18 protein-coding genes and 1 tRNA gene are annotated in these 19,690 nt (G+C 45.8%); 10 read left to right on the forward strand and 9 right to left on the reverse strand.

The features are described 5' to 3' along the window. Positions 1 to 79: 79 nt before the first annotated feature. Positions 80 to 2,230 (reverse strand): TonB-dependent receptor, encoded by a 2,151-nt coding sequence (locus Q0140_RS03760; RefSeq protein WP_297962046.1) that lies wholly within the window; start codon positions 2,228 to 2,230, stop codon positions 80 to 82. A gap of 187 nt (positions 2,231 to 2,417) precedes the next feature. Between Q0140_RS03760 and folE the strand changes: the two genes are divergently transcribed. The 4 genes from folE to Q0140_RS03780 all read left to right on the forward strand — a co-directional run bounded on the left by folE (position 2,418) and on the right by Q0140_RS03780 (position 6,517). Beyond that, positions 2,418 to 3,002: a GTP cyclohydrolase I FolE gene (gene folE / locus Q0140_RS03765; protein WP_297962048.1), complete on the forward strand. Its 585-nt coding sequence runs from the start codon at positions 2,418 to 2,420 to the stop codon at positions 3,000 to 3,002. 111 nt (positions 3,003 to 3,113) lie between these two features. After that, positions 3,114 to 4,313 carry a NifS family cysteine desulfurase gene (locus Q0140_RS03770; protein ID WP_297962050.1) on the forward strand — a complete coding sequence of 400 codons (1,200 nt, stop codon included), beginning with the start codon at positions 3,114 to 3,116 and terminating at the stop codon, positions 4,311 to 4,313. A 3-nt stretch (positions 4,314 to 4,316) separates the two neighbouring features. Next, a complete protein-coding gene (locus Q0140_RS03775) occupies positions 4,317 to 5,318 on the forward strand; it encodes an iron-sulfur cluster assembly scaffold protein NifU (protein ID WP_005871570.1) in 1,002 nt (333 codons plus the stop codon). 410 nt (positions 5,319 to 5,728) lie between these two features. Beyond that, complete coding sequence (locus tag Q0140_RS03780) at positions 5,729 to 6,517, forward strand: transporter substrate-binding domain-containing protein (protein WP_297882471.1); 789 nt, start codon at positions 5,729 to 5,731, stop codon at positions 6,515 to 6,517. A 610-nt stretch (positions 6,518 to 7,127) separates the two neighbouring features. On the opposite strand, the gene Q0140_RS03785 is transcribed toward Q0140_RS03780, so the two are convergent. Further along, the gene (locus tag Q0140_RS03785) at positions 7,128 to 7,841 is read right to left on the reverse strand and encodes a rhodanese-like domain-containing protein (RefSeq protein ID WP_297962053.1); all 714 of its coding nucleotides are present in this window, start codon (positions 7,839 to 7,841) and stop codon (positions 7,128 to 7,130) included. 352 nt (positions 7,842 to 8,193) lie between these two features. After that, positions 8,194 to 8,270, reverse strand: a tRNA-Met gene (locus tag Q0140_RS03790). 69 nt (positions 8,271 to 8,339) lie between these two features. Between Q0140_RS03790 and Q0140_RS03795 the strand changes: the two genes are divergently transcribed. Continuing rightward, a complete protein-coding gene (locus Q0140_RS03795) occupies positions 8,340 to 8,903 on the forward strand; it encodes a LemA family protein (protein ID WP_297962055.1) in 564 nt (187 codons plus the stop codon). Positions 8,904 to 9,264: 361 nt separating this feature from the next. Here Q0140_RS03795 and ybaK read toward each other — a convergent pair whose 3' ends face one another. From ybaK to rsmA, 5 genes are all read right to left on the reverse strand, one after another. Beyond that, positions 9,265 to 9,738, reverse strand: a complete 474-nt coding sequence (gene ybaK, locus Q0140_RS03800) for a Cys-tRNA(Pro) deacylase (protein ID WP_297962057.1) — start codon at positions 9,736 to 9,738, stop codon at positions 9,265 to 9,267. 15 nt (positions 9,739 to 9,753) lie between these two features. Next, the gene (locus tag Q0140_RS03805; RefSeq protein ID WP_297962077.1) at positions 9,754 to 10,515 is read right to left on the reverse strand and encodes a pseudouridine synthase; all 762 of its coding nucleotides are present in this window, start codon (positions 10,513 to 10,515) and stop codon (positions 9,754 to 9,756) included. An 8-nt stretch (positions 10,516 to 10,523) separates the two neighbouring features. After that, entirely contained in the window at positions 10,524 to 11,486 is a 963-nt protein-coding gene (locus tag Q0140_RS03810) for a KpsF/GutQ family sugar-phosphate isomerase (RefSeq protein ID WP_297962059.1), read from the reverse strand. A gap of 374 nt (positions 11,487 to 11,860) precedes the next feature. Continuing rightward, positions 11,861 to 14,080: a ribonuclease J gene (locus Q0140_RS03815; RefSeq protein WP_297962061.1), complete on the reverse strand. Its 2,220-nt coding sequence runs from the start codon at positions 14,078 to 14,080 to the stop codon at positions 11,861 to 11,863. Then, a complete protein-coding gene (gene rsmA / locus Q0140_RS03820; RefSeq protein WP_297962063.1) occupies positions 14,061 to 14,921 on the reverse strand; it encodes a 16S rRNA (adenine(1518)-N(6)/adenine(1519)-N(6))-dimethyltransferase RsmA in 861 nt (286 codons plus the stop codon). The genes Q0140_RS03815 and rsmA overlap by 20 nt, the downstream gene beginning before the upstream one ends. Positions 14,922 to 15,012: 91 nt before the next feature. On the opposite strand from rsmA, the gene hisF reads away from it, so the two are divergent. The 5 genes from hisF (at position 15,013) to Q0140_RS03845 (ending at position 18,902) form a co-directional block, all read left to right on the forward strand. Further along, positions 15,013 to 15,933: an imidazole glycerol phosphate synthase subunit HisF gene (gene hisF / locus Q0140_RS03825; protein ID WP_297962065.1), complete on the forward strand. Its 921-nt coding sequence runs from the start codon at positions 15,013 to 15,015 to the stop codon at positions 15,931 to 15,933. Between the two features lie 353 nt (positions 15,934 to 16,286). Further along, a complete protein-coding gene (locus tag Q0140_RS03830) occupies positions 16,287 to 16,832 on the forward strand; it encodes a purine-nucleoside phosphorylase (RefSeq protein WP_297962067.1) in 546 nt (181 codons plus the stop codon). Continuing rightward, entirely contained in the window at positions 16,829 to 17,938 is a 1,110-nt protein-coding gene (gene rlmN / locus Q0140_RS03835) for a 23S rRNA (adenine(2503)-C(2))-methyltransferase RlmN (RefSeq protein WP_297962069.1), read from the forward strand. The genes Q0140_RS03830 and rlmN overlap by 4 nt, the downstream gene beginning before the upstream one ends. Before the next feature lie 292 nt (positions 17,939 to 18,230). Further along, entirely contained in the window at positions 18,231 to 18,734 is a 504-nt protein-coding gene (locus tag Q0140_RS03840) for a hypothetical protein (RefSeq protein ID WP_297962071.1), read from the forward strand. Between the two features lie 15 nt (positions 18,735 to 18,749). Then, positions 18,750 to 18,902 (forward strand): hypothetical protein, encoded by a 153-nt coding sequence (locus Q0140_RS03845; RefSeq protein WP_297962073.1) that lies wholly within the window; start codon positions 18,750 to 18,752, stop codon positions 18,900 to 18,902. Between the two features lie 418 nt (positions 18,903 to 19,320). Here the strand turns inward: Q0140_RS03845 and Q0140_RS03850 are convergent. After that, a partial coding sequence (locus tag Q0140_RS03850) for a hypothetical protein (RefSeq protein ID WP_297962075.1) occupies positions 19,321 to 19,690 on the reverse strand: 370 nt, incomplete at its 5' end.

The following is a 19,690-nucleotide window of genomic DNA, read 5'->3' on the forward strand; positions in this document are numbered from 1 at the left end:
CCAAAATTTGCCGAGCCTAAGCGGTTTGTATTTATCAAAATTTTAAAAGCCCGCCTTGAAATTTAAAGCGGGCTTGAGGCTAAAATTTTACCGATACGTTAAACATAAACTGCTGCGCGTAGCCCATCTGAATAGGTATCACGCTCGTAGTCGTGCCGGTCGAGGATGAGGTATAGTATTTTTTGTCGGTCAAATTTTTGACGTTGAACGAAAAATTCGTATCATAGCCCGAAATTTTAGTATCGTAGCTCACGAAGGCGTCATAAACTACGGCGTGAGGCAGCTTAAACGCCGTTCCTGCGGGCACGCTCGGTAGGTTCGTGCGCATATAGTAGGTGTACCACGAGCCGAAGTATCGCGCGCCGCCGCCGAGCCTAAGCCCCTTTGCGCCTAGATGCGCGAAATCGTAGTTGGCAAATAGGCTTGCTTGGTGCTTCGGCGTCGCTTCCAGCGGTTTGCCGATTAGCACCGCAAAAGCGCCGTCGTCCTCACGCACTCTCGTTTTGGTATATGCATAGCTCGCCGACATGCTAAGTCCCTGCGTCACGCGCCCATTTATATCGAGCTCAAATCCTCGCGAGCGGGCCTTGCCGATCGTCTCGCTTATATTATTTACCGTTCGCAGGATGTTTCTTTTATCGATATTAAACACCGCCGCACCCGCAGTGACTCGATCGTTTTGAAATTTAGTGCCGAGCTCCACGGATTTGCCTTCCTCCGGCTTTAGATCGCCGCCTATCGCCTCGCCTATGGACATCTGCGGCGTGAAGCTTTGCGCGTAGTTAGTATATACCGACCACTGCGGGCTTAACAGGTACAAAAGCCCGCCCTGATAGGTCGTAGCAGCCTTTTTCTGATCGGTGTTGTTCGGTCCTTGCCAGCTTTGTTTGGCTACTTGATCGTAAAATTCCCTACGCACGCCCAAAGAAAGTATTAACTCGTCGGTTAAATTTATATTATCTTGCGTGTAAAGACCGATCGTTCTTAGCTTTTGATATTGTATTTTTGGCTCTCTATCGTTCGTTAAGACGGCGCCCGAAGCGGTCTGTCCGGTAAGCATATTGATGCGCCCTGCGGTGCCTTTTAGCGCGCCCGGGCGGTATCTGTAGTAGTTTTTGTAATCCGTGCCGAAAAGGACATCGTGCTTAAGCGGGCCCGTTTCAAATTTGCCGTTTAGCGTGACGCTTGCTGCGTGCGTGCGGTGTATGAAATTATCGTAGTAGTTATACGATCGCGTCGTGCCGGTAAGGCCTTGGGGCGTGAATGGATTGTTCGGACGGACGTAGCCGTATTCGTGCTTGCTGCGCGAGAAAGCATAGGCGCCTTTTAATATCCAATCCTCGTTAAATTCCTTCTCAAAGCCGAAATCAACCGTATCGAGCTTGCTTTGTAGTTTATTTACCGGCTCGTCGAAGCGGACTTTGCCGCTGCCATAAATTTTACCCGTACTCGGCACTAAAAACGCGCCGCGATCCACCGGATCGGTAGAGCGGCTATGGGTGTAGCCTAAGTTTATCGAATAATCATCTCCTTGATACGCAAGCGACGGCGCAAAGAGCGTGTTTTTTATACCGCCGAAATTTCGCCAATAATCCTTCGCGTAGTAATCGAATATAAATCTATACGCAAAGCCGCTATCTGCAATCGGCCCTGTAGTATCAAATCCCGCGTCCCAATAGTTGCGATTGCCCAGCCCACCCCAAATTTCATTTATAAACTCATACTGCGGCTTTTTGGTTACCATGTTTATGACGCCGCCCGGTTGCTGCGCGCCGTAGAGCATGCTCGCGGGTCCTTTTAGAACCTCGACGGATTGAATGGTTTTGTTGAAATTGTGCATCACGGCGCCCGGTACGCCGTTGCGCATAATCGAGCCGTCGCGACCCTCGCCGAAGCCACGCTTGATGATCGCATCGAAAATATTTCCCGTCGTATTTGCATAGCTTATGCCGCTTACGTTTTGCAGCGATTCGGCTAGGGTCTCTGGCTTTTTGTCCTTTAGATGCTGCTGCGTTACGACATTTACGGTTTGCGGAATTTCTAAAATTCTCTTAGCCGTCTTGCCGATCTCGCTGCGTACGGCGCGGTAACCGTCGTCGTTATTCGCCCATTCTACGACCTCGATATCGCCTAGGTTTTCGCCCGAGGCGGAGTTTGCTGCGGCGTTTTGTTCGGCGCAAGCAAAAGAAAAAAGCGCCAAAGCCGCGCCAAAACTCATCTTAAATTTCATTACCGAACTTCTTTTAGATAAAGCTTATCAAAACGGCGGATTTTAAACAAAAATTTCTTAAATTTAAATATATTATCATTAACATAATGAGATTGATAAAATTTCGCGCGGAATTTTAAAATTTATCAGCGTTATAAAAGGCGTTTTTGAGTAATATCGCGCATCGATCTTTAAGGAATTGCTAAAAATGGACGAAAAAAGCCGAGCTAAATTTGAAAACTGCGTATCGCAGATACTTGAAATTTTAGGCGAGGATCCTAAGCGCGACGGGCTTGCGAAGACGCCCGAGCGCGTGGCTAAAGCCTATGAGTTTCTAACTAGCGGTTACGAGCTGGATCCAAAAGAAATTTTAAACGACGCGCTGTTTGAGAGTAGCAACAATGAGATGGTTTTGATAAAAGATATAGAATTTTATAGTCTCTGTGAGCACCATCTGCTGCCGATTATAGGGCGCGCGCACGTCGCATATATCCCGAATAAAAAGGTCGTGGGGCTTAGTAAAATTCCGCGTATGGTAAATATTTTCGCGCGCAGGCTGCAGATCCAAGAGCAGCTTACCGAGCAGATCGCAAGCGCAATCCAAGAGGTGATCCATCCGCTCGGCGTGGGCGTGGTGCTTCAAGCGCGGCATATGTGTATGGAGATGCGCGGCGTGCAAAAGATCAACTCGACCACGACTACGTCGGCACTGCGGGGGCTTTTTATCAGCCGAAACGACACGCGCAAGGAATTTTTCGATCTAATAAATTCTCCGAAAACTTTCGGTTTTTAAAACGGCAAGCGTTAAAGAAAAATTTAGCAATTATGTTATATTATCGTGCGAAATTGATAAAAGAGCGAAATTGTCTGATTAAATTTCAGACAAATTTTAGAAAGGAATTTTATGCAGCGCGTTTATTTGGATAATAACGCCACTACGATGGTCGATCCCGAAGTTTTTGAGGAGATGAAGCCGTTTTTTTGCGATAAATACGGCAATCCAAATTCCCTTCACAGCTTCGGCAGCGAGACTCACCCCGCGCTAAGAGCCGCTATGGATAGGCTCTATGCGGGGCTCGGCGCTGCGGATGCGGACGATATCGTCATCACAAGCTGTGCGACCGAGAGCAATAACTGGGTTTTAAAAGGAATTTACTACGATAAAATTCTAACCGGCGAGAAGGATAATATCGTCATAAGCTCCGTCGAGCACCCCGCAATCAGCGCGACCTGTGCTTTTTTAGAAAAAATTTGCGGCGTAAAGATCACACGTCTTGGCGTCGATAAAAACGGACAGATCGATCTTGACGAGCTTGCCGAAAAAATTAACGACAAAACCGCACTTGTTAGCGTGATGTGGGCAAATAACGAAACCGGCACGATCTTCCCCGTAAAAAAAATCGCACAAATCGCACACGAGCATGGCGCGCTATATCATGCCGACGCGGTGCAAGCGATAGGTAAGATAAAGGTGAACGTGCGCGATGCGGATGTGGATTTTTTGAGCCTTTCCGGGCATAAATTTCACGCTCCAAAGGGGGTCGGCGCGCTCTACATCAAAGATAGCAAGCCGCTTACGAGCCTGCTTCACGGCGGAGAGCATATGGGCGGGCGCCGCAGCGGCACGCTAAACGTTTCTGGTATCGTGGGGCTCGGCAAAGCTTTGGAGCTAGCGAATAAATTTATGGATTTTGAGCGCACTCAGGTAAGCAGACTGCGCGATAAGCTGGAAGATGCGCTTTTGCAAATTTCAAACGTAAGCGTCGTGGGCGATCGCAGCATTCGCGTGCCAAACACCATCCTCGCCTCGATCCAAGGCGTCGAGGGGGAGGCAATGCTGTGGGATCTAAATAAAGCTGGCATCGCCGCTTCTACGGGCTCTGCATGTGCGAGCGAGGCGCTCGAGAATAACCCGATAATGGAAGCGATCGGCGCGGATAAGGAGCTGGCGCATACGGCGCTAAGGCTTTCGCTGTCGCGCTTTACGACGGAGGCGGAGATCGATTATGCGATCGAGCATATAAGTAAAGCTATCGCCCGTCTGCGCGGGATTTCAAGCACGTTTGCTTACGCGCCGCAAGGTTATGAGAAAAATAAAGGATAAAAAATGGCAAAAAATAGTTTGATAAATGGCTCGATCTGGGAGCAATACTCGCAAAAAGTGCAGGACCGCATGAATAATCCTCGCTATATGGGCGAGATCACCGAGGAGGAGGCGAAGGCTAGAGGCGGTAAGCTAGTGGTCGCAGACTTCGGCGCCGAGAGCTGCGGCGATGCGGTGCGGTTATATTGGCTAATAGATCCTAAAACCGATAGAATTTTAGACGCTAAATTTAAAAGCTTCGGCTGCGGCACGGCGATTGCGAGTTCGGACACGATGGCTGAGCTTTGTATCGGAAAGACCGTCGATCAAGCGGTAAAGATTACAAATTTAGACGTAGAGCACGCGATGCGCGATAATCCCGACGAGCCCGCCGTACCGCCGCAAAAGATGCACTGCTCGGTAATGGCATACGACGTCATCAAGCAGGCTGCAGCGAATTATAAGGGCGTCGATCCCGCGCATTTCGAGGACGAGATCATCGTGTGCGACTGCGCGCGCGTAAGCCTCGGCACGATCAAAGAGGTGATCCGATTAAACGATCTTCATACGGTCGAGGAGATCACGCAATACACCAAAGCGGGCGCGTTTTGTAAATCCTGCGTGCGCCCGGGCGGACACGAGGAGAAGGATTACTATCTGGTCGATATTTTAAAGCAAACCAGAGAGGAGATGGAGCGAGAGAGACTTCAAGCTCAAGCCGAGGCGAGTGCCGCTACTAGCGCGAAAGCGGGAGCGGAGATGAGTTTTGAGCAGTTAAATTTAATCGGTAAATTTAAGGCCGTCGAAGGGGTGCTTGACGAGGATATCCGTCCGATGCTTCAGATGGACGGCGGCAATCTCGACGTCATCGATATCAGACCTGCAGACGACGGCAAAACGGACATATATATCCGTTATCTTGGCGCTTGTAGCGGCTGCGCCAGCGGTGCGAGCGGTACATTATACGCGATCGAAAATGTTTTGCAAGAAAACCTTAGCCCAAACATCCGCGTAATGCCGATCTAAACTTATCGGCCGCTACGTTTCATCTTGGCTTGGTCTTTACGAAATTTTAAGAGCTTGAGCTTCTGCGTAACAGCGGAGCTAAATTTCGCCCCTTAGCTAAATTCGCAATTAGACGCTAAATCTGCGTAGAATTTCGCCGTTTACTTTTAAGAATATCGTAAATTTTGATAAGGTTTTCTAGCGTGAAATTCATTCGTAAATTTTGTCTATAAAATTTAATTAAAAGAGCTTTTTATTTCGCTCGTGTAAGTTTTTTATGAGATTTCGTTTGTAAATTGGACATAGAATTTCTCCGCGAATTTCATCTTTTCATAAATTTAGATGAAAATGCGCCATAAATCGCAGAATTTTAGCTGGCTATAATTTCTTTTTATTATAATTGCGCCTTATTTCAACTAAAAGGGGAGCAAATGAAAGTATTTGTTTTGGCGGCTCTGCTACTTGGTTTTCTATCTGCAAATTCTTTGGATCAGATCAAAAAAGATAGGCTCGTTCGCATAGGTGTATATAACGATCAGCCGCCGTTTAGTGCGCTCGTAGACGGCAAATATAGGGGATTTGAGATTGCTCTTGGCGAAAAGCTCGGTAAGGAGATTTTCGGCGATAATCCCGGCAAGGTAAAATTTATCCCGATCACGGCTTCAAGACGCATTAGCGCTTTACAGCGCAATGAAGCGGATATGGTGATTGCGACCTTTACTCCTACGCCCACGCGAGCGAAAAAAGTAGATTTTTCGGAGCCTTATTTTAAGGTGCAGGTAGGTGTGCTAGCCAAAAAAGACGAAAATATCACGAGCTTCGATCAACTCCGCAAAAAGAGGATTTTCGTCATCAAACACTCTCCTATTCACAATTTCTTACGCAAAGCGGGCTTCAGAAAGAATTTGAATTTCTGCGCCAGTTCGGCTAAATGTTACCGCGCTTTCAAAAGGGCGAAAAATGCCGTGCATGTCGATGATAACCTAATCCTGCATGCATACGCAATCATAGATAATAAAACGCAGGTTGCTTTGGATGGTCTAGGTAAGCAAACTTACAACGCAATCGCCGTGCAGAAGGGCAATAATGCGCTGCTAGAGCTAATCAATACATCTTTAGCAGGACTAAAAAAAGACGGATTTTTGGATAAGACCTTTGATGATACGCTCGGGATTTTCTATCACGGCACGATCGATAAGAAGGAATTCTTGGTTGAATAAAATTTCGTGCAGAATTTAATTCGTGCGTTTGATTCCCGCGTAAAATTCGATTCATTGTAATGATGGAGCGAGAAATACGTTGCGGGCTTAATTTGCTTTTAGAATTCGGTCTTGATTTTACTTGCCTCTCCTAAAGCGCAAATTTTATCGAAATTGGTGAGGCTATTTAAAACGCGCGCACCACTAGCGTGAAATTCCATTTTCGGAAGTAAAATTTTTAAGCGATTCGTCTGCATTTAAAATTCACGCAACTTTTATAGAGTCCGTTTCACTTTTACATCCCACAAAACCCGCGCTAGCTTATAAAATTCTATTTTTAGCTTTAAATACTTGCTTTCCCGCTACAGCTTTATGATTTAAATTTTAAAAATTCCTCTAAAAGGAGCTAAACTCCCAAGCGCTATTGCCGCCTCGGTATGGAGAATTTAAAATTTACTCCCTACATCAAAGACAAATTTTATGCAAAGTAGGCGCCAAATGAGCAGGCGGAGCAAATAATTTCAAATTTAGCGGCGCCTGTCTTATCGGGTGCCGCGAAGCTGCATTTTATAAAGACGCGGCGAATACAAAAAATGGTCGTAAAAATTTTACCTCAAGAGCCAATCCCGATTTACTTCACCAGTTCGTAATTATACTCTTTCGTGCCGTCGAGTAGATTTGTGACGTTGTAGCCTCGCTCGTTTAGGGCTTTGGCTAGCTTGGCGCTGCGGTTGCCGCTGTAGCAGTGCGTGATTATCTTTTTGTCTTTATTGGCCTCAAGCATGTCCTTGTAGTTTTCTAAAGGCTCGCCGTATGGGATATTTATCGCGCCCTTCATATGTCCGGCGTCATAGTCTTTTTTCTCTCTAGCGTCGATAATCAGCACGTTCGGATTATTCGCTATTTTCAAAAACCCCTCCGCGTTTATGCTGCCGACCTTATACAGCTCATAGTTATACTGCTTCACGCCTGGCGCATTCATAAGCATACTAAAGCCCTTTTGTTTAAGCAGATCAAGCGCCTTGCCGCTGCGGTTGCCCGTATTGCAATAAAGCACGACGTTTTTATCTTTATAGGCGCTTATCTCGTCCAGTCTGCTTTCAAGCTCTCCAAGCGGGATGTTAATCGCGTGCTTTATGTGGCCTGCAGCGTACTCATCCGCGCTTCTGACGTCGATGACTAGATAATTTTCTTTCGCCCTATTGTCCTCCTCTATCGCCGATAGCGCTACGCCGCTTATGGCGTGGCCGCTAGGCTGCTGCGTCTCGGCGCCGCAAGTCGCAAAAGATCCTAATGCCGCTAGCAAAACCGCACTTTTTAAAATTTTGTGAGAAATAAATTTCATATGTTTCCTTTGAATTTTAGCTTTTAAAGCGGGGGATTATATCAAAAAATTTAGCTAAATAGTGTGAATTTACGCGAGGCGTATTAGATTATTCTAGCGTAAGATTTCTTATGTGAAAACGCGATAAAGACTCAAATGAAAAGCTTTTTCCAAAATATCTTAAAGGCTCGTAGGTAAAGATACTTTGCGTAAATTTATCTTTTAGAGACGGAGCAACAAATTCAAAAAAACTCACATTTGCCCGAAGGTAAATTTTATACTTTTGCCAATTTTCATTATTTTTCAAGTATAAGTAAGATATAATCTCGAACTTTTTTGAGGCGCCGTTGCACTCTTAAAGGTAATTTGAAGATGGTGTCAAGAGAGAGACTTGAACTCTCGACCTCCGGCTTATGAGACCAGCGCTCTAACCAGCTGAGCTACCTTGACACGAATAAAGAAACGGCAGTATAGCTAAATATTCTTATTTTTAATTGAAACACTTTAAAAGGAGAGAAAATGAATGCGGCTTTGATTTTATTAGTCGTCATAGTTTTGTTAGTTTTGGCGTTAGTAGGCGTTTATAACTCGTTCATCGCCAAGCGCAACCAGGTGCGAAATATCGCCTCTACCGTTGACACGCAGCTTAAAAAGCGCTACGACCTCATCCCAAATTTAGTTAGCGCCACGCGCGAATATATGAGCCACGAAAACGCCGTGCTAACGCGCGTTAGCGAACTTCGCTCGCAAGCGATCAACGCGGCTTCTAACGCGGATAAATTTAAGCTAAATAGCGAAATTTCGGCTCTTTTGGGACAGATCCGCATTGCGGTAGAGGCGTATCCGAACCTCAAGGCTAACGAATCGTTTGCCAAGCTACAAAACGCGTTAGGCGAGTGCGAGGAGCAGATCAGCGCCGCACGCCGCGCTTATAACGGCGCCGTTACGGTTTATAATAACGCCTGCGAAATGTTTCCTACTAACATCATCGCCAGCGTTTTTAACTTCGCCAAAGCGGAATTTTTCGCCGCCAGCGAGCAAGAAAAGCAAGCCCCAAACGTCTCTGAGCTTTTCAAAAAATAGGCGCGAGGCGTAGAAAATTCGCGATGAAATTTTAAAATTTCATCGCGAATGGCTCCAAACGCCGTGAGTCTAAATTTATAGTGAATAAAACGGATCACGCGCAAAGAGCACGTTATTAAAAGAGACTTGCCGCGCCCTGCGTACTCGTCATCTCGTTTGAGATATTTGCGGCGCGCGGTACTTAGAATTTTAACAATAAAATTTTACGAAACTAATTTGATCTGTATTTTCTTGTCGCGCAGGAGCTCGTTTTAATAAACGGCGCAACGCCAAATTTTAAAAGTCTAAATTTCGCAGTGTAAATTTTGGCTAGCTTGCCATAGGCGTTACTTATGCAAACAGCAGCAAAAGTAACGCTACGTTAGTCATGCGTTATTTTGCAAATTTGCGCCTCGGTCGCAGTTGCGAGGTCCTTCGGCGCAAGAGCGATCTGTTTTCCGCGTACGCCTGCGCTAACGTAAATTTTCTCCTGCGTTAGCGCTTTTTCATCGATGAAAGTGCGGAAGTGCTTTTTCATCCCAAGCGGCGAGCAGCCGCCCCTGACATAGCCCGTGACCTTTTGCAAATCCTTCAAATCCATCAGCTCGCAACGCTTTGCCCCGCAGATGTGCGCAAGCGCCTTGAGATCCAAATTTAGATCGCCTTGCAGGCAGGCCACGACGTATTCGTGATCCGCTGTGCAAACTATCGTTTTATAGACCCGTTCGATCGGCTCGTTCACGCTGTTTGCAACATGCACCGCGTCTAAATTTAAAGGATCCACCGCGTATTCTTTGATCTCGTAAGGGATTTTCAGACCGTCCAGTACGCGCGCGGCGTTTGTTTTTGAACTCATTTCGCCTCCTTAAATTCAATAGCGGATTTTGTTTTCTTTCAAAAAATCGCGCAGATCTTCATATTCGCTCTGATCAAAATAGCGCCATTTGCCGGGTTTTAACATCCCAAGCGTCATTCTACCGAATGCCGTGCGCTTAAGCTCCACGACATCCAGATCGAAATAGCCGAAAAATCTACGCAGCTCGCGGTTTTGCCCCTCATTAATGATCGCCTTTATCTTCGTATAACCGCCGCTGCTAGGCATTATGCGGTAGCCCAAAAAGGGTTTAAATTCCATCGATTTGATCTTGCTTTTGGCGTGCGCGCCTTTGCTCGCATCTGCGGCAAAAAAGCCCTCGCGGATCGCCGTTACCACCTCGTCCTTCACCTCGCCTTTTACCTTTAGATAGTACTCTCGCTCGATGTCGCTGTTCATCAGCGCCGTAGCGATCGCGGGCGCATCGGTTAGCAGTAAAAGCCCCTCGCTTGCAAAATCCAAACGCCCTACGCTAACAAATCTACTAAACCCCTCCGGCAAGCTATCGTAAATCGTCCGCCTGCCGCGATCGTCCTTTTTAGTAACTAACTCGCCTTTGCGTTTGTTATAAACGATCATCGTAAATTCCGTCTTGGGCTTGATGAGACGCGAGCCGATGCGGATCTTCTCCTCGCCGCTAACCTCTATAAAATCGCTAACGACGCGACCGTTAACGCTAACCTTGCCCTGCTTGATCAGCTCATCTGCCTCACGGCGTGAGTAGCCGGTGTTATGGGAGATAAATTTATTTAGACGCATCTTTTGCATTATTTTAGCCCCAAGCTCGTTAGATCGTGAATATGCAAGATCCCCACGGGCACGCTATTTTCGACTACGGGCAGGACCTGGATTTTAAATTGCTCGATCAAATTTAGCGCATCTATGGCTAACATATTTTTATCGTCTAGCATTTTAGGATTTTTGGTGGCATATTTTAGCGCGGCGTCATTGATGTCAAAATCCTCTCGCATCAGTGCGCGGCGCAGATCGCCATCGCTTAGGATCGCCTCGAGCGTGCCCTTTTCGTTCACTAACAAAACAGTGCCGAGCTTTCCGTGCGTCATAACGTCGATAGCTTGTTTTAAGCTGGCGTTACGGTTTGCGACGGGCAAATTTTTACTTTGCATCACATCTTTTACTTTGACGAAAAGCCGCTTGCCGAGGCTGCCGCCTGGGTGAAAATTTGCAAAATCCTCCTTGCCGAATCTGCGCTGCCTCATCAAACAGATCGCTAACGCGTCGCCCAAACCGAGCGTTAGCGTCGTAGAAACCGTCGGCGCAGCACCTAGCGGGCAGGCCTCTTTGACGATGCTAAGGCTTATGAACTCATCGCAAACTTTGCCGAGCGAGCTATTTTTATCGCGCGCCATCGCGATGATCTTCACGCCGAAGCGTTTGAGGTGTGGCAGAATTCTAACCAACTCCTCGCTCTCGCCGCTAAAACTGATCGCAAGCACCATGTCGTCCTTGCCAATCATACCCAGATCGCCGTGCAGCGCCTCCGTAGGATGGACGAAAAACGACGGCGTGCCGGTACTGGCAAGCGTCGCGGCGATCTTAACGCCTATGTGGCCGCTCTTGCCCACGCCGGTGACGATTACCTTGCCTTTGCAAGCCAGGATCAAGTTTACGGCTCGCTCAATTTTGCCGCCGATAAGATCCGCATGCCGCAAAAGCTCCGCTCCTTCGAGCCTTAGCACCTCTCGTGCCGTATCTAAAATTTCACTCATTCAACCTTCTTTTTAAAATTTGCTTTCATTTTGCGCCTCTTTGCGTAGCGCTTAAATTTACGCTAGCTAAAATTTCACGCCTTTGAAATTTAAGCCGCAAAATTCTAATCTACAAAATCACGCGCCGCCCTACCCGATCGCCGCGGCCTTGCTAGATGCTCTTTAAATTTCGCTTTACGCCGAAATTTTACGCTCGCAATTTTACTCGCTGCTTTAAAATTTCGCGCTACAAGACCTGCTCATGCCGCTTTTAAATTCCAACGCTGCAAAGCCCGCTTACGTCGTAAAATTCGGTACTCTACGCCCGCAACATAAAATTTCATGCACCCACGACACCGCAAAGCAAGCCTTAAATCCATAAAATTTAGCCACACTTACATCAAATAGATCACCGGCACGATGGTCGGATATTTTTTGATCTTTCTAAAGATGTGCTTACGCACAGCCTGGCGGATCTTGCCCTCCAGCGCCCAGTGATCGAGTAAAAACTCATCTTTTAAATTTGCTAAAAACTGCTCGATAATGCCCTGCATCTCCTTGGTAAAGTGCGCCGTTTGATTATCGGCGACGAGCCCGTAGGTGATGACGCGCGTCTGGATGAGCCTCTTTTCGTTTTTGTCGATCTGCGCGATGATGACCGCGACGCCCGCATCGGCTAAATTTTGGCGGTGCTTGACGATCTCGTCGGAGATCTGTTTGTTGATCTGGTTGTCAATGAAGACCTTGCCCGTCTTGACGGTCTTGACGCGCTTTAGATATTTTTCGCAAACCTCCATCTGATCGCCGTCGTTCATCAGATAGATATTTTTCTCCTCGATGCCGCACTCCATCGCGGTCTCTTTGTGTTTTACGATGTGGTTGTATTCGCCGTGTACGGGTAGGAAAAATTTCGGCTTTATCAGGCGCAGCATGAGTTTTTGCTCCTCGATCGAGGCATGCCCGCTTACGTGTATCTCGCTGAAGTCCTGATACGCGACCTTTGCGCCGCTTTTTAGCAGGTAGTTAAGCACGGTCGAGACGCTGCTTTCGTTGCCGGGGATCGCTTTGGCGCTGATGATTACCTGATCGGTGGATTTGATTTTAATGTATTTGTGCTCGTCCGTCGCCATGCGGTACAGCGCGCTCATCGTCTCGCCCTGCGAGCCGGTAGTAACGATCAAAACCTCATTATCCGGGTATTTGGAGACCTGATCGGCATCGACGAAGATCTTTTTGTCTAAATTTACATATCCAAGCTCCATCGCGGTAAATAAATTTCGCTCCATGCTTCGCCCGATGACGCAAACCTTGCGGCCGTATTTTACGCCGCGCTCAATAGCCTGATAGACGCGGTGGATGTTTGAGCTGAAGGTGCTCATTATCACGCGCCCCTTACAGCTCGAAAATATCGTATCAAAGGTCTTGCCTACCGAGCTTTCGGACTTCGTGATCCCCTCTTTGTGCGAGTTTGTACTATCGCTCATCAAAAGTATGACGCCCTGATCGCCGTAATGCGCCAGACGGTTCAGATCGGTCGGATAGCCGTCGATCGGCGTGTGATCGATCTTAAAATCGCCCGTGTGGATGATGGTGCCTGCCTTCGTCGTGATCGCAAGCGCGCTTGCATCGATAATCGAGTGCGTTATATGGATAAACTCGACCTCAAAATCGCCGATTTGATAGAGCTGGCGCTTCTGCACGGGGCGGAAGTAGCTGCGCTCGGCTTTAAGGCCGTGCTCTTCAAATTTATTGCTTATCATCCCCAAAGGAAGCGGCGTAGCGTAAATCGGGAATTGAAATTCTTTGAAAAAATATGGCATCGCGCCGATATGATCCTCATGCGCGTGGGTGATGAGGATGCCTTTGATCTTATTTTTTATCTTGCGGACATAATCAAAATCGGGGATCAAAATATCCACTCCGAGCATGCTCTCCTCGGGAAAGCTCATGCCCACGTCAACTATGATCGCGCTCGTATTGGTCTCAAACACGGTCATATTCGCGCCGATCTCGCCTAGCCCGCCAAGCGGTGTGATACGTATCGTATCGTCGCTGCGATTAGCATTTTTAAGCGGATGTAGGCGCTCCTCGTGGATCAGCTTGTTTTGCGCGATCGCATCATCCATCGCCTTCTGCCACGGCTCGTTGCCCGTGAGGCTCTTTGGCATATTTGAGCGCTTTTTGTGCTTTTTCTTTTTCTGCGAGTCTGAAGAGTTCGTATCGTCTGAGGCGCTAGAATTTGCGCCTTTTGCGTTATTGCCGCCCGATTTTGCGGCGCTGTTTAAATTCGCGCCGCCCACGCCGTTTGAATGCGCAGCGTTTGAACCGCCATTTGACGAGCCGCTCGTAGAATTTGATCCGTTGCGAGAGCCGTTTTTTGAACCTTTTAAACGAGCGGAATTTTGTCCGTTTTTCGCGCCTTTATTTTTGCGGAAGCCGTTTTCGTGCTCGCTGCCGTATTCCGCGCCGCCCGATTTGGTGCTTTTATCAGCCCAAGTACCGTCTTCGTTAAGGCTACCGCCCACTATCGACTTTTTCAGATTTTCCTTGCGTTTTTTGTAGCGATTGCTTTTTTTGAGTCGTTCGACGCCGTTTTCATTTCTGTTTTCTTCCATCTTTTACCTTTAAATTTTTAAAAATTTCTAAAAAAAGGGTGGAATTTAACTCGTGCGCCCGAACCGTGGGCGGAATTTTCAAATTTAAAAAGATCTCTTCGGCTAAGCCTCTATCAAATTTTGCGCTTAAATTTTTAATAAGCGTCTTTCGCGGCGCGCTGAAAGATACGCGCAAAAAGCTTTTAAATTTCTCGTATTCATCGAGACTTTGGAAGCGGTCGCAACTTTTTGCGTCGAGACTCCCTGCGCTTTTCTCGACACCGGGTTTGAAATTTTTGCCTTTTACGAGCCTGATCACCGATGAGGTTACCTTTGGCGCAGGCTCGAAACTGCCCGGCTCAACGTCGAATAGAAGCTCGCAACCGCCCGCGAGATCGGCTAGGATCGAAAGAGCGCTAAAATCGCTCTGCCCGGCTCTAGCGCAGAATTTTAAAGCGACCTCCTTTTGGATCATCACCAAAAATCCGCTGCACAACTCATCGTCGATCGCCTGCAAAATCATCTTTGTAGCGACGTAGTAGGGCAAATTTGCGACCAAAAAATATTCGCCGCAGCCAAGACCCCGCTGCTGCCAAATCCGCAAAGCATCGCCCAAAACGAGCTCAAGCTCACCGCTAGCGATCTGCTGCGCAAATTTAGCGCTTAAAATTTGATATAAATCTTCATCTATCTCGAAACTTTTTAATCTGTAAAATTCCAAAAGCTTGCGAGTTAAATCACCTAAGCCAGCCCCGATTTCAACGACATTCTGTACGCTCTCGGGAATCGCTTGGATGATCTTGCTTAAAACGGCCTCGTCTTTTAAAAAATTTTGCCCGAACTCTTTTTTCGCCCTAATCATCGCGAGAGTCTAGCCAAATTTTACTTATAAAGTCATTATGTTAAGTAAAATTTGGCTAAAATCATAAAAAATTTTATTCTAAAGGGCTGCTTTGAATAGATTCGCAAAACGCATAATCCCGTGCCTAGACGTCAAAGACGGACGAGTGGTAAAGGGCGTAAATTTCGTAGGTCTCGTAGACGCGGGCGATCCAGTCGAGATAGCCAAGCGCTACAACGAGGAGGGCGCAGACGAGCTGTGCTTCCTCGATATCACGGCGTCGCACCTTGAGCGCGATACGATCGTGGATGTCGTAGAACGGGTCGCATGCGAGCTTTTTATCCCGCTGACCGTTGGCGGCGGTATCCGTACGATCGACGATATCTCACGCCTGCTAAACGTGGGCTGCGACAAAATCAGCCTCAACTCAGCCGCGATAAAAAATCCAAATTTGATAGACGAAGCGGCAAATAAATTCGGCTCGCAGTGCGTCGTGATTGCGATCGACGCAAAACGAAATTCTAGTGAAATTTCGCGCGGTAATTTATATGGCGCGGCGAGGAATTTAAACGGAAATTTACACGGCGACATGCGAAATCCAGACACAAATTTAGGCAGTGAGACTCGAAATTTTGGCAAAATTTTACGCGCTCCGCAGGATGAAATTTTAACTGGGAACGGCGAGCCTTGCGGCTATAGTGTGTTTATAAACGGCGGTAGGCTGGATACCGGCAGGGATGCGCTTGCTTGGGCGAAAGAGGCGCAGGAGCGCGGTGCGGGCGAAATTTTGCTCACGTCGATGGACTGCGACGGCGTTAAAAACGGCTTTGAGCTAAATTTGACGCGGATTTTTAGCGCGCTTGATATCCCTGTGATCGCAAGCGGCGGTGCGGGTAAAATGGAGCACTTCAAAGACGCATTTTTAGCGGGCGCGGACGCATGCCTGGCGGCATCGATTTTTCACTTCAGAGAAATCGAAATCAAGGCACTAAAAGCGTATTTGCGAGAACAAAATATTGAAGTGAGACTGTAAATTTAGTCAGGTTTATACCGTGGGGTTGAAACTTAGCTGTCAAAGCGACTAAACAATTAATTTTATTTCAGCCTTTATTATCTTGCAAGTTTTTTGCAAGCATCGTTTTTGCTTAGATAAAATTTCTTCGTTTTAGCTAAATTATAAGCTTTTTTTATGATACTTTTCCATCTTCTACCCGCCACCTGCACTACTATCATTATGGAAGATAAAGGTACAGCTCTCATAGATATTTACTCGATTTATTTTAATTTCATCCGATACTTTACGACGAAAAAATTTCAAAATTTAGCCTTAAATTTATCGTCATTTTGCTATGATTAGTGAAAAATAATGAAAGCGTGAATGCGTAAATGATAATCTCTGCCGGACGAAATGAAATTTTTGATTTTGCCCTGCCTATGGGCGTAGGGCTAATGGATATGAGTATAAATTTGACTAAATTTTTATGCGAAAATAGGCAAAGCTTGCCGAGTGAAATCATTTTCGTGGGTTCTGCAGGGCTATATAAAGAAGGTAAAATTCTAAAAATTTATGAAAGCAGATCGGCTGTAAACTGTGAGATATCGGCGCTTTATGAGCTTTCATACTCTCCGATTAGCTATGAAATTGCAGCTAGGAATTCTACCAATGTTTCATATGAAACAATAACTAATAGCTCAAATTTTATCACGACCGATAAAAAATCTGCGCTAAAATTCTTTGAGCGAGGTTATTTTTTAGAAAATATGGAATTTTTTGCGGTTCTTAAGGTAGCTCAAAAATTTCAAATTCCCGCTTACGGAATTTTTTGTGCGACGAATTTTTGCGATTCAAACGCTCACGCAGATTTTTTAAAAAATCACGCCGCTGCAAAAGAAAATTTAACTAAATATCTAAAAACTAAGGCATTAATTTGAAAAATATCTTTGATTTTACAATGAAAGAGCTTGAAAATTTCGTCGAACCAAAATTTAGAGCCAAGCAAATTTACGAATGGATTTACAAAAAGAATGTGGACGACTTCGCACAAATGCTAAATCTACCAAAAGAGATCCGTCAAAGTTTAGCTCAAAATTTTTATTTAGACCCGCTTAAATGCATCAGATCCGAAACAAGTAGCGATGGCAGTATCAAATATCTTTTCGCTCTCAAAGATGGCAAGACAATAGAAAGTGTCCTGCTACCGATGAAGGATGAGCTGCGAGATGAAAACGAAAAAGTTATAAGACATGCGCGCTACTCAATCTGCGTAAGTTCGCAAGTAGGTTGCAAAATTGGCTGCAGCTTCTGCTTGACAGCAAAAGGTGGCTTCGTACGGAATTTAACTCCAGGCGAAATCGTGGCTCAAATTTGGCTCATCAAAAAAATGAACGCGATCCCGTACGAGCGCCGCGTCAATGTTGTATATATGGGGATGGGCGAACCGCTTAATAACCTAGACAACGTTGCCAAAGCCGTGCGAATTTTAAAAGAAAACGACGGACTCGCCATAGCGCCACGTCGCCAAACGATAAGTACGAGCGGACTTTCTACGCAGATAAAAAAGCTTGGCGAAATGGATCTTGGCGTGCTACTCGCGATCTCGCTGCATGCAGTGAATGACGAACTGCGTGAAAAACTAATGCCGATAAATCGTGCCTACAATATTGCATCGATCATGCAGGCGGTGCGCGAGTTCCCAATCGATCTGCGAAAGCGCGTGATGTTTGAATATCTAATGATCGATGGGGTAAATGACCACTCAAGCGATGCCAAAACGCTAGTGAAGCTTCTGCATGGCATCCGCGCAAAAGTAAATCTGATCTATTTTAATCCGCACGAAGGCTCGAGCTTTGGCAGACCAAGCCCCGAAAATATGGTGAAATTCCAAGACTATCTATGCGCGCACGGTATTACCTGTACGATCCGCCAGAGCAAGGGGCTAGATATCAGTGCAGCGTGCGGACAGCTCAAGCAAAGAAATGAGCAAGGTAAAATTCCGACTCAAAGTGGCTCCAATATGGATAAAATTTTAAAAAGATAGAAAAAATTTGACGATTATTTTCAGATCATAAGGCAGATCGGCAAAAAATTTATAAAGGAGTAGGAATAAACGCGCAAAAAATAATGGAAGAGATCGGCGTTTTCTTAGATAGATAACTGCTTAAAAAATCCTAGATTACAAAGGCGGAAATTATTCGCTTTATCGAGGTAAAATGGGCGGAGGCGGACGATGAGAAATACCGCGTCTACGACTATACATCTACGCGGCGCGCATGGCAAATGAGTACGAATGGGCGGGCGACGCCTCAAATATGCTGCGCTAGCTAGGCGAGATGGACAAGCGCGCCAGAAGCAATGAAAATCCGCCCTACGTGAGCGATTATTACAAGGGCGAGTGCTGCTTGGAGTGCGGCGCGGAGCAGGAGGCGCTTAAATTTTTGCGCAAAAGCTACGAAGCGAATGAGGAGTATCTTTTCATCCGCAGCCCAAAGGTCGCGGAGTTTTTTAATGCGCATCTTGCAGAACCTAAAATTTCATCCAAATTTGAAGATGAGGAATACGAGGACTTTAGTTTCTCGCTGCGACTGGAGTATTCCGGCAAAGCTTTAGAGCAAGAGGGCGAGTTTCGCTGCGCGTTTTTAGATGAAGACGGCGAGGAGACGGACGAGCCGAGCCAGGCGCAATCGGACGCACTAGAGTTTCTAAAGCAAAATCAGGAAGAATTTTTAACGGACATCTTAGCTGAAATTTTAAAAAACTACCCAAAATGGCAGGAGATCTACGACTATCCGAGTGAGACGAAAAGCGATTTCATGCCGGGCATCAGCACGCCGTAGGAGCTTAGCGAACTATTGGAGCTGCAAAATATCTCTATCCTAGACAGTGCGAAAATCGGCTTTGAGTTTAGCTGCTCGTGGGACATGGAGCACGGCCTAGGCGTGATGGCGCGCAAAGGCAAGGTCATAAATATCGGTGAAGCGGAAGTAGCGTTTATGGCTATTTGAATAAAATAAACCAAATTTTAAAGCATAAAACAAATTTTTATAGTTACTTTTAGGCTACATTTTACGCATTTTTTTATCACTTTTACCATATGCAAATACAAGAAGCCGAAATAATAAAAATTAGATGTCATAGCTCAATCTTACGCAAATTTTTATCAATCAAATTTCATACCAATCTATAATTATGATTGCACAAATGAATAGATATAGAATTTTAGCGATACAACGAGGAATATAGCATTCTCTCTTTGCTGTTTATAAAATTTCTAGCATACCACAAATATATGCTGTCATTCAACTTCTATATTATATACTAAAACTTGCGATTATTCCAAAACAAATAACTAAAGCAATCCTCAGCTCTTACTTGTCCTCATATTTCAAGTTTTTATACTATAGATATCAAAGTCATTAATAATTACCGTCTAAAACTCATACCTCTACTTGGTGGTGTTATATTTATGGTATGTTCTTGTTTTTTACTATTTTCTAAATTAAGCATCCTCTTGCAATATTCTCCAAAAGAAGCAACTACTGTTTTGCTCCCCATGCTTGCTATTAATGCCGAGCTTTTTAAATTAACAGAGCTTCCCGCCCCACCCTTTTGCTTAAATAGGAAATTAGCGTATTCGTCAAATTCTTTTTTAAATATTCCATGTTCTTGATTGTATTTTTTAAAAGAATCAACACCAGATTTAAAATCTTTTATACTGCCATCCAGCTTATCTTGAAGCATCCAATATTTATGCGCTCTGAGCTCAAATTTACCGTAATTTTCGCTACCGAAA

Source organism: uncultured Campylobacter sp., assembly GCF_938045405.1.
In the GTDB taxonomy this organism is placed as follows: domain Bacteria; phylum Campylobacterota; class Campylobacteria; order Campylobacterales; family Campylobacteraceae; genus Campylobacter_B.

Bases quoted from the DNA above. Each gene is read 5' to 3' on its own strand.
- Q0140_RS03830 (WP_297962067.1), top strand. From the start codon at position 16,287: ATGATAATCTCTGCCGGACGAAATGAAATTTTTGATTTTGCCCTGCCT.
- Q0140_RS03840 (WP_297962071.1), top strand. From the start codon at position 18,231: ATGGACAAGCGCGCCAGAAGCAATGAAAATCCGCCCTACGTGAGCGAT.
- Q0140_RS03770 (WP_297962050.1), top strand. From the start codon at position 3,114: ATGCAGCGCGTTTATTTGGATAATAACGCCACTACGATGGTCGATCCC.
- Q0140_RS03795 (WP_297962055.1), top strand. From the start codon at position 8,340: ATGAATGCGGCTTTGATTTTATTAGTCGTCATAGTTTTGTTAGTTTTG.
- Q0140_RS03760 (WP_297962046.1), bottom strand. From the start codon at position 2,230: ATGAAATTTAAGATGAGTTTTGGCGCGGCTTTGGCGCTTTTTTCTTTT.
- Q0140_RS03815 (WP_297962061.1), bottom strand. From the start codon at position 14,080: ATGGAAGAAAACAGAAATGAAAACGGCGTCGAACGACTCAAAAAAAGC.
- rsmA (WP_297962063.1), bottom strand. From the start codon at position 14,921: ATGATTAGGGCGAAAAAAGAGTTCGGGCAAAATTTTTTAAAAGACGAG.
- folE (WP_297962048.1), top strand. From the start codon at position 2,418: ATGGACGAAAAAAGCCGAGCTAAATTTGAAAACTGCGTATCGCAGATA.
- Q0140_RS03780 (WP_297882471.1), top strand. From the start codon at position 5,729: ATGAAAGTATTTGTTTTGGCGGCTCTGCTACTTGGTTTTCTATCTGCA.
- Q0140_RS03805 (WP_297962077.1), bottom strand. From the start codon at position 10,515: ATGCGTCTAAATAAATTTATCTCCCATAACACCGGCTACTCACGCCGT.
- Q0140_RS03775 (WP_005871570.1), top strand. From the start codon at position 4,317: ATGGCAAAAAATAGTTTGATAAATGGCTCGATCTGGGAGCAATACTCG.
- ybaK (WP_297962057.1), bottom strand. From the start codon at position 9,738: ATGAGTTCAAAAACAAACGCCGCGCGCGTACTGGACGGTCTGAAAATC.
- Q0140_RS03810 (WP_297962059.1), bottom strand. From the start codon at position 11,486: ATGAGTGAAATTTTAGATACGGCACGAGAGGTGCTAAGGCTCGAAGGA.
- Q0140_RS03785 (WP_297962053.1), bottom strand. From the start codon at position 7,841: ATGAAATTTATTTCTCACAAAATTTTAAAAAGTGCGGTTTTGCTAGCG.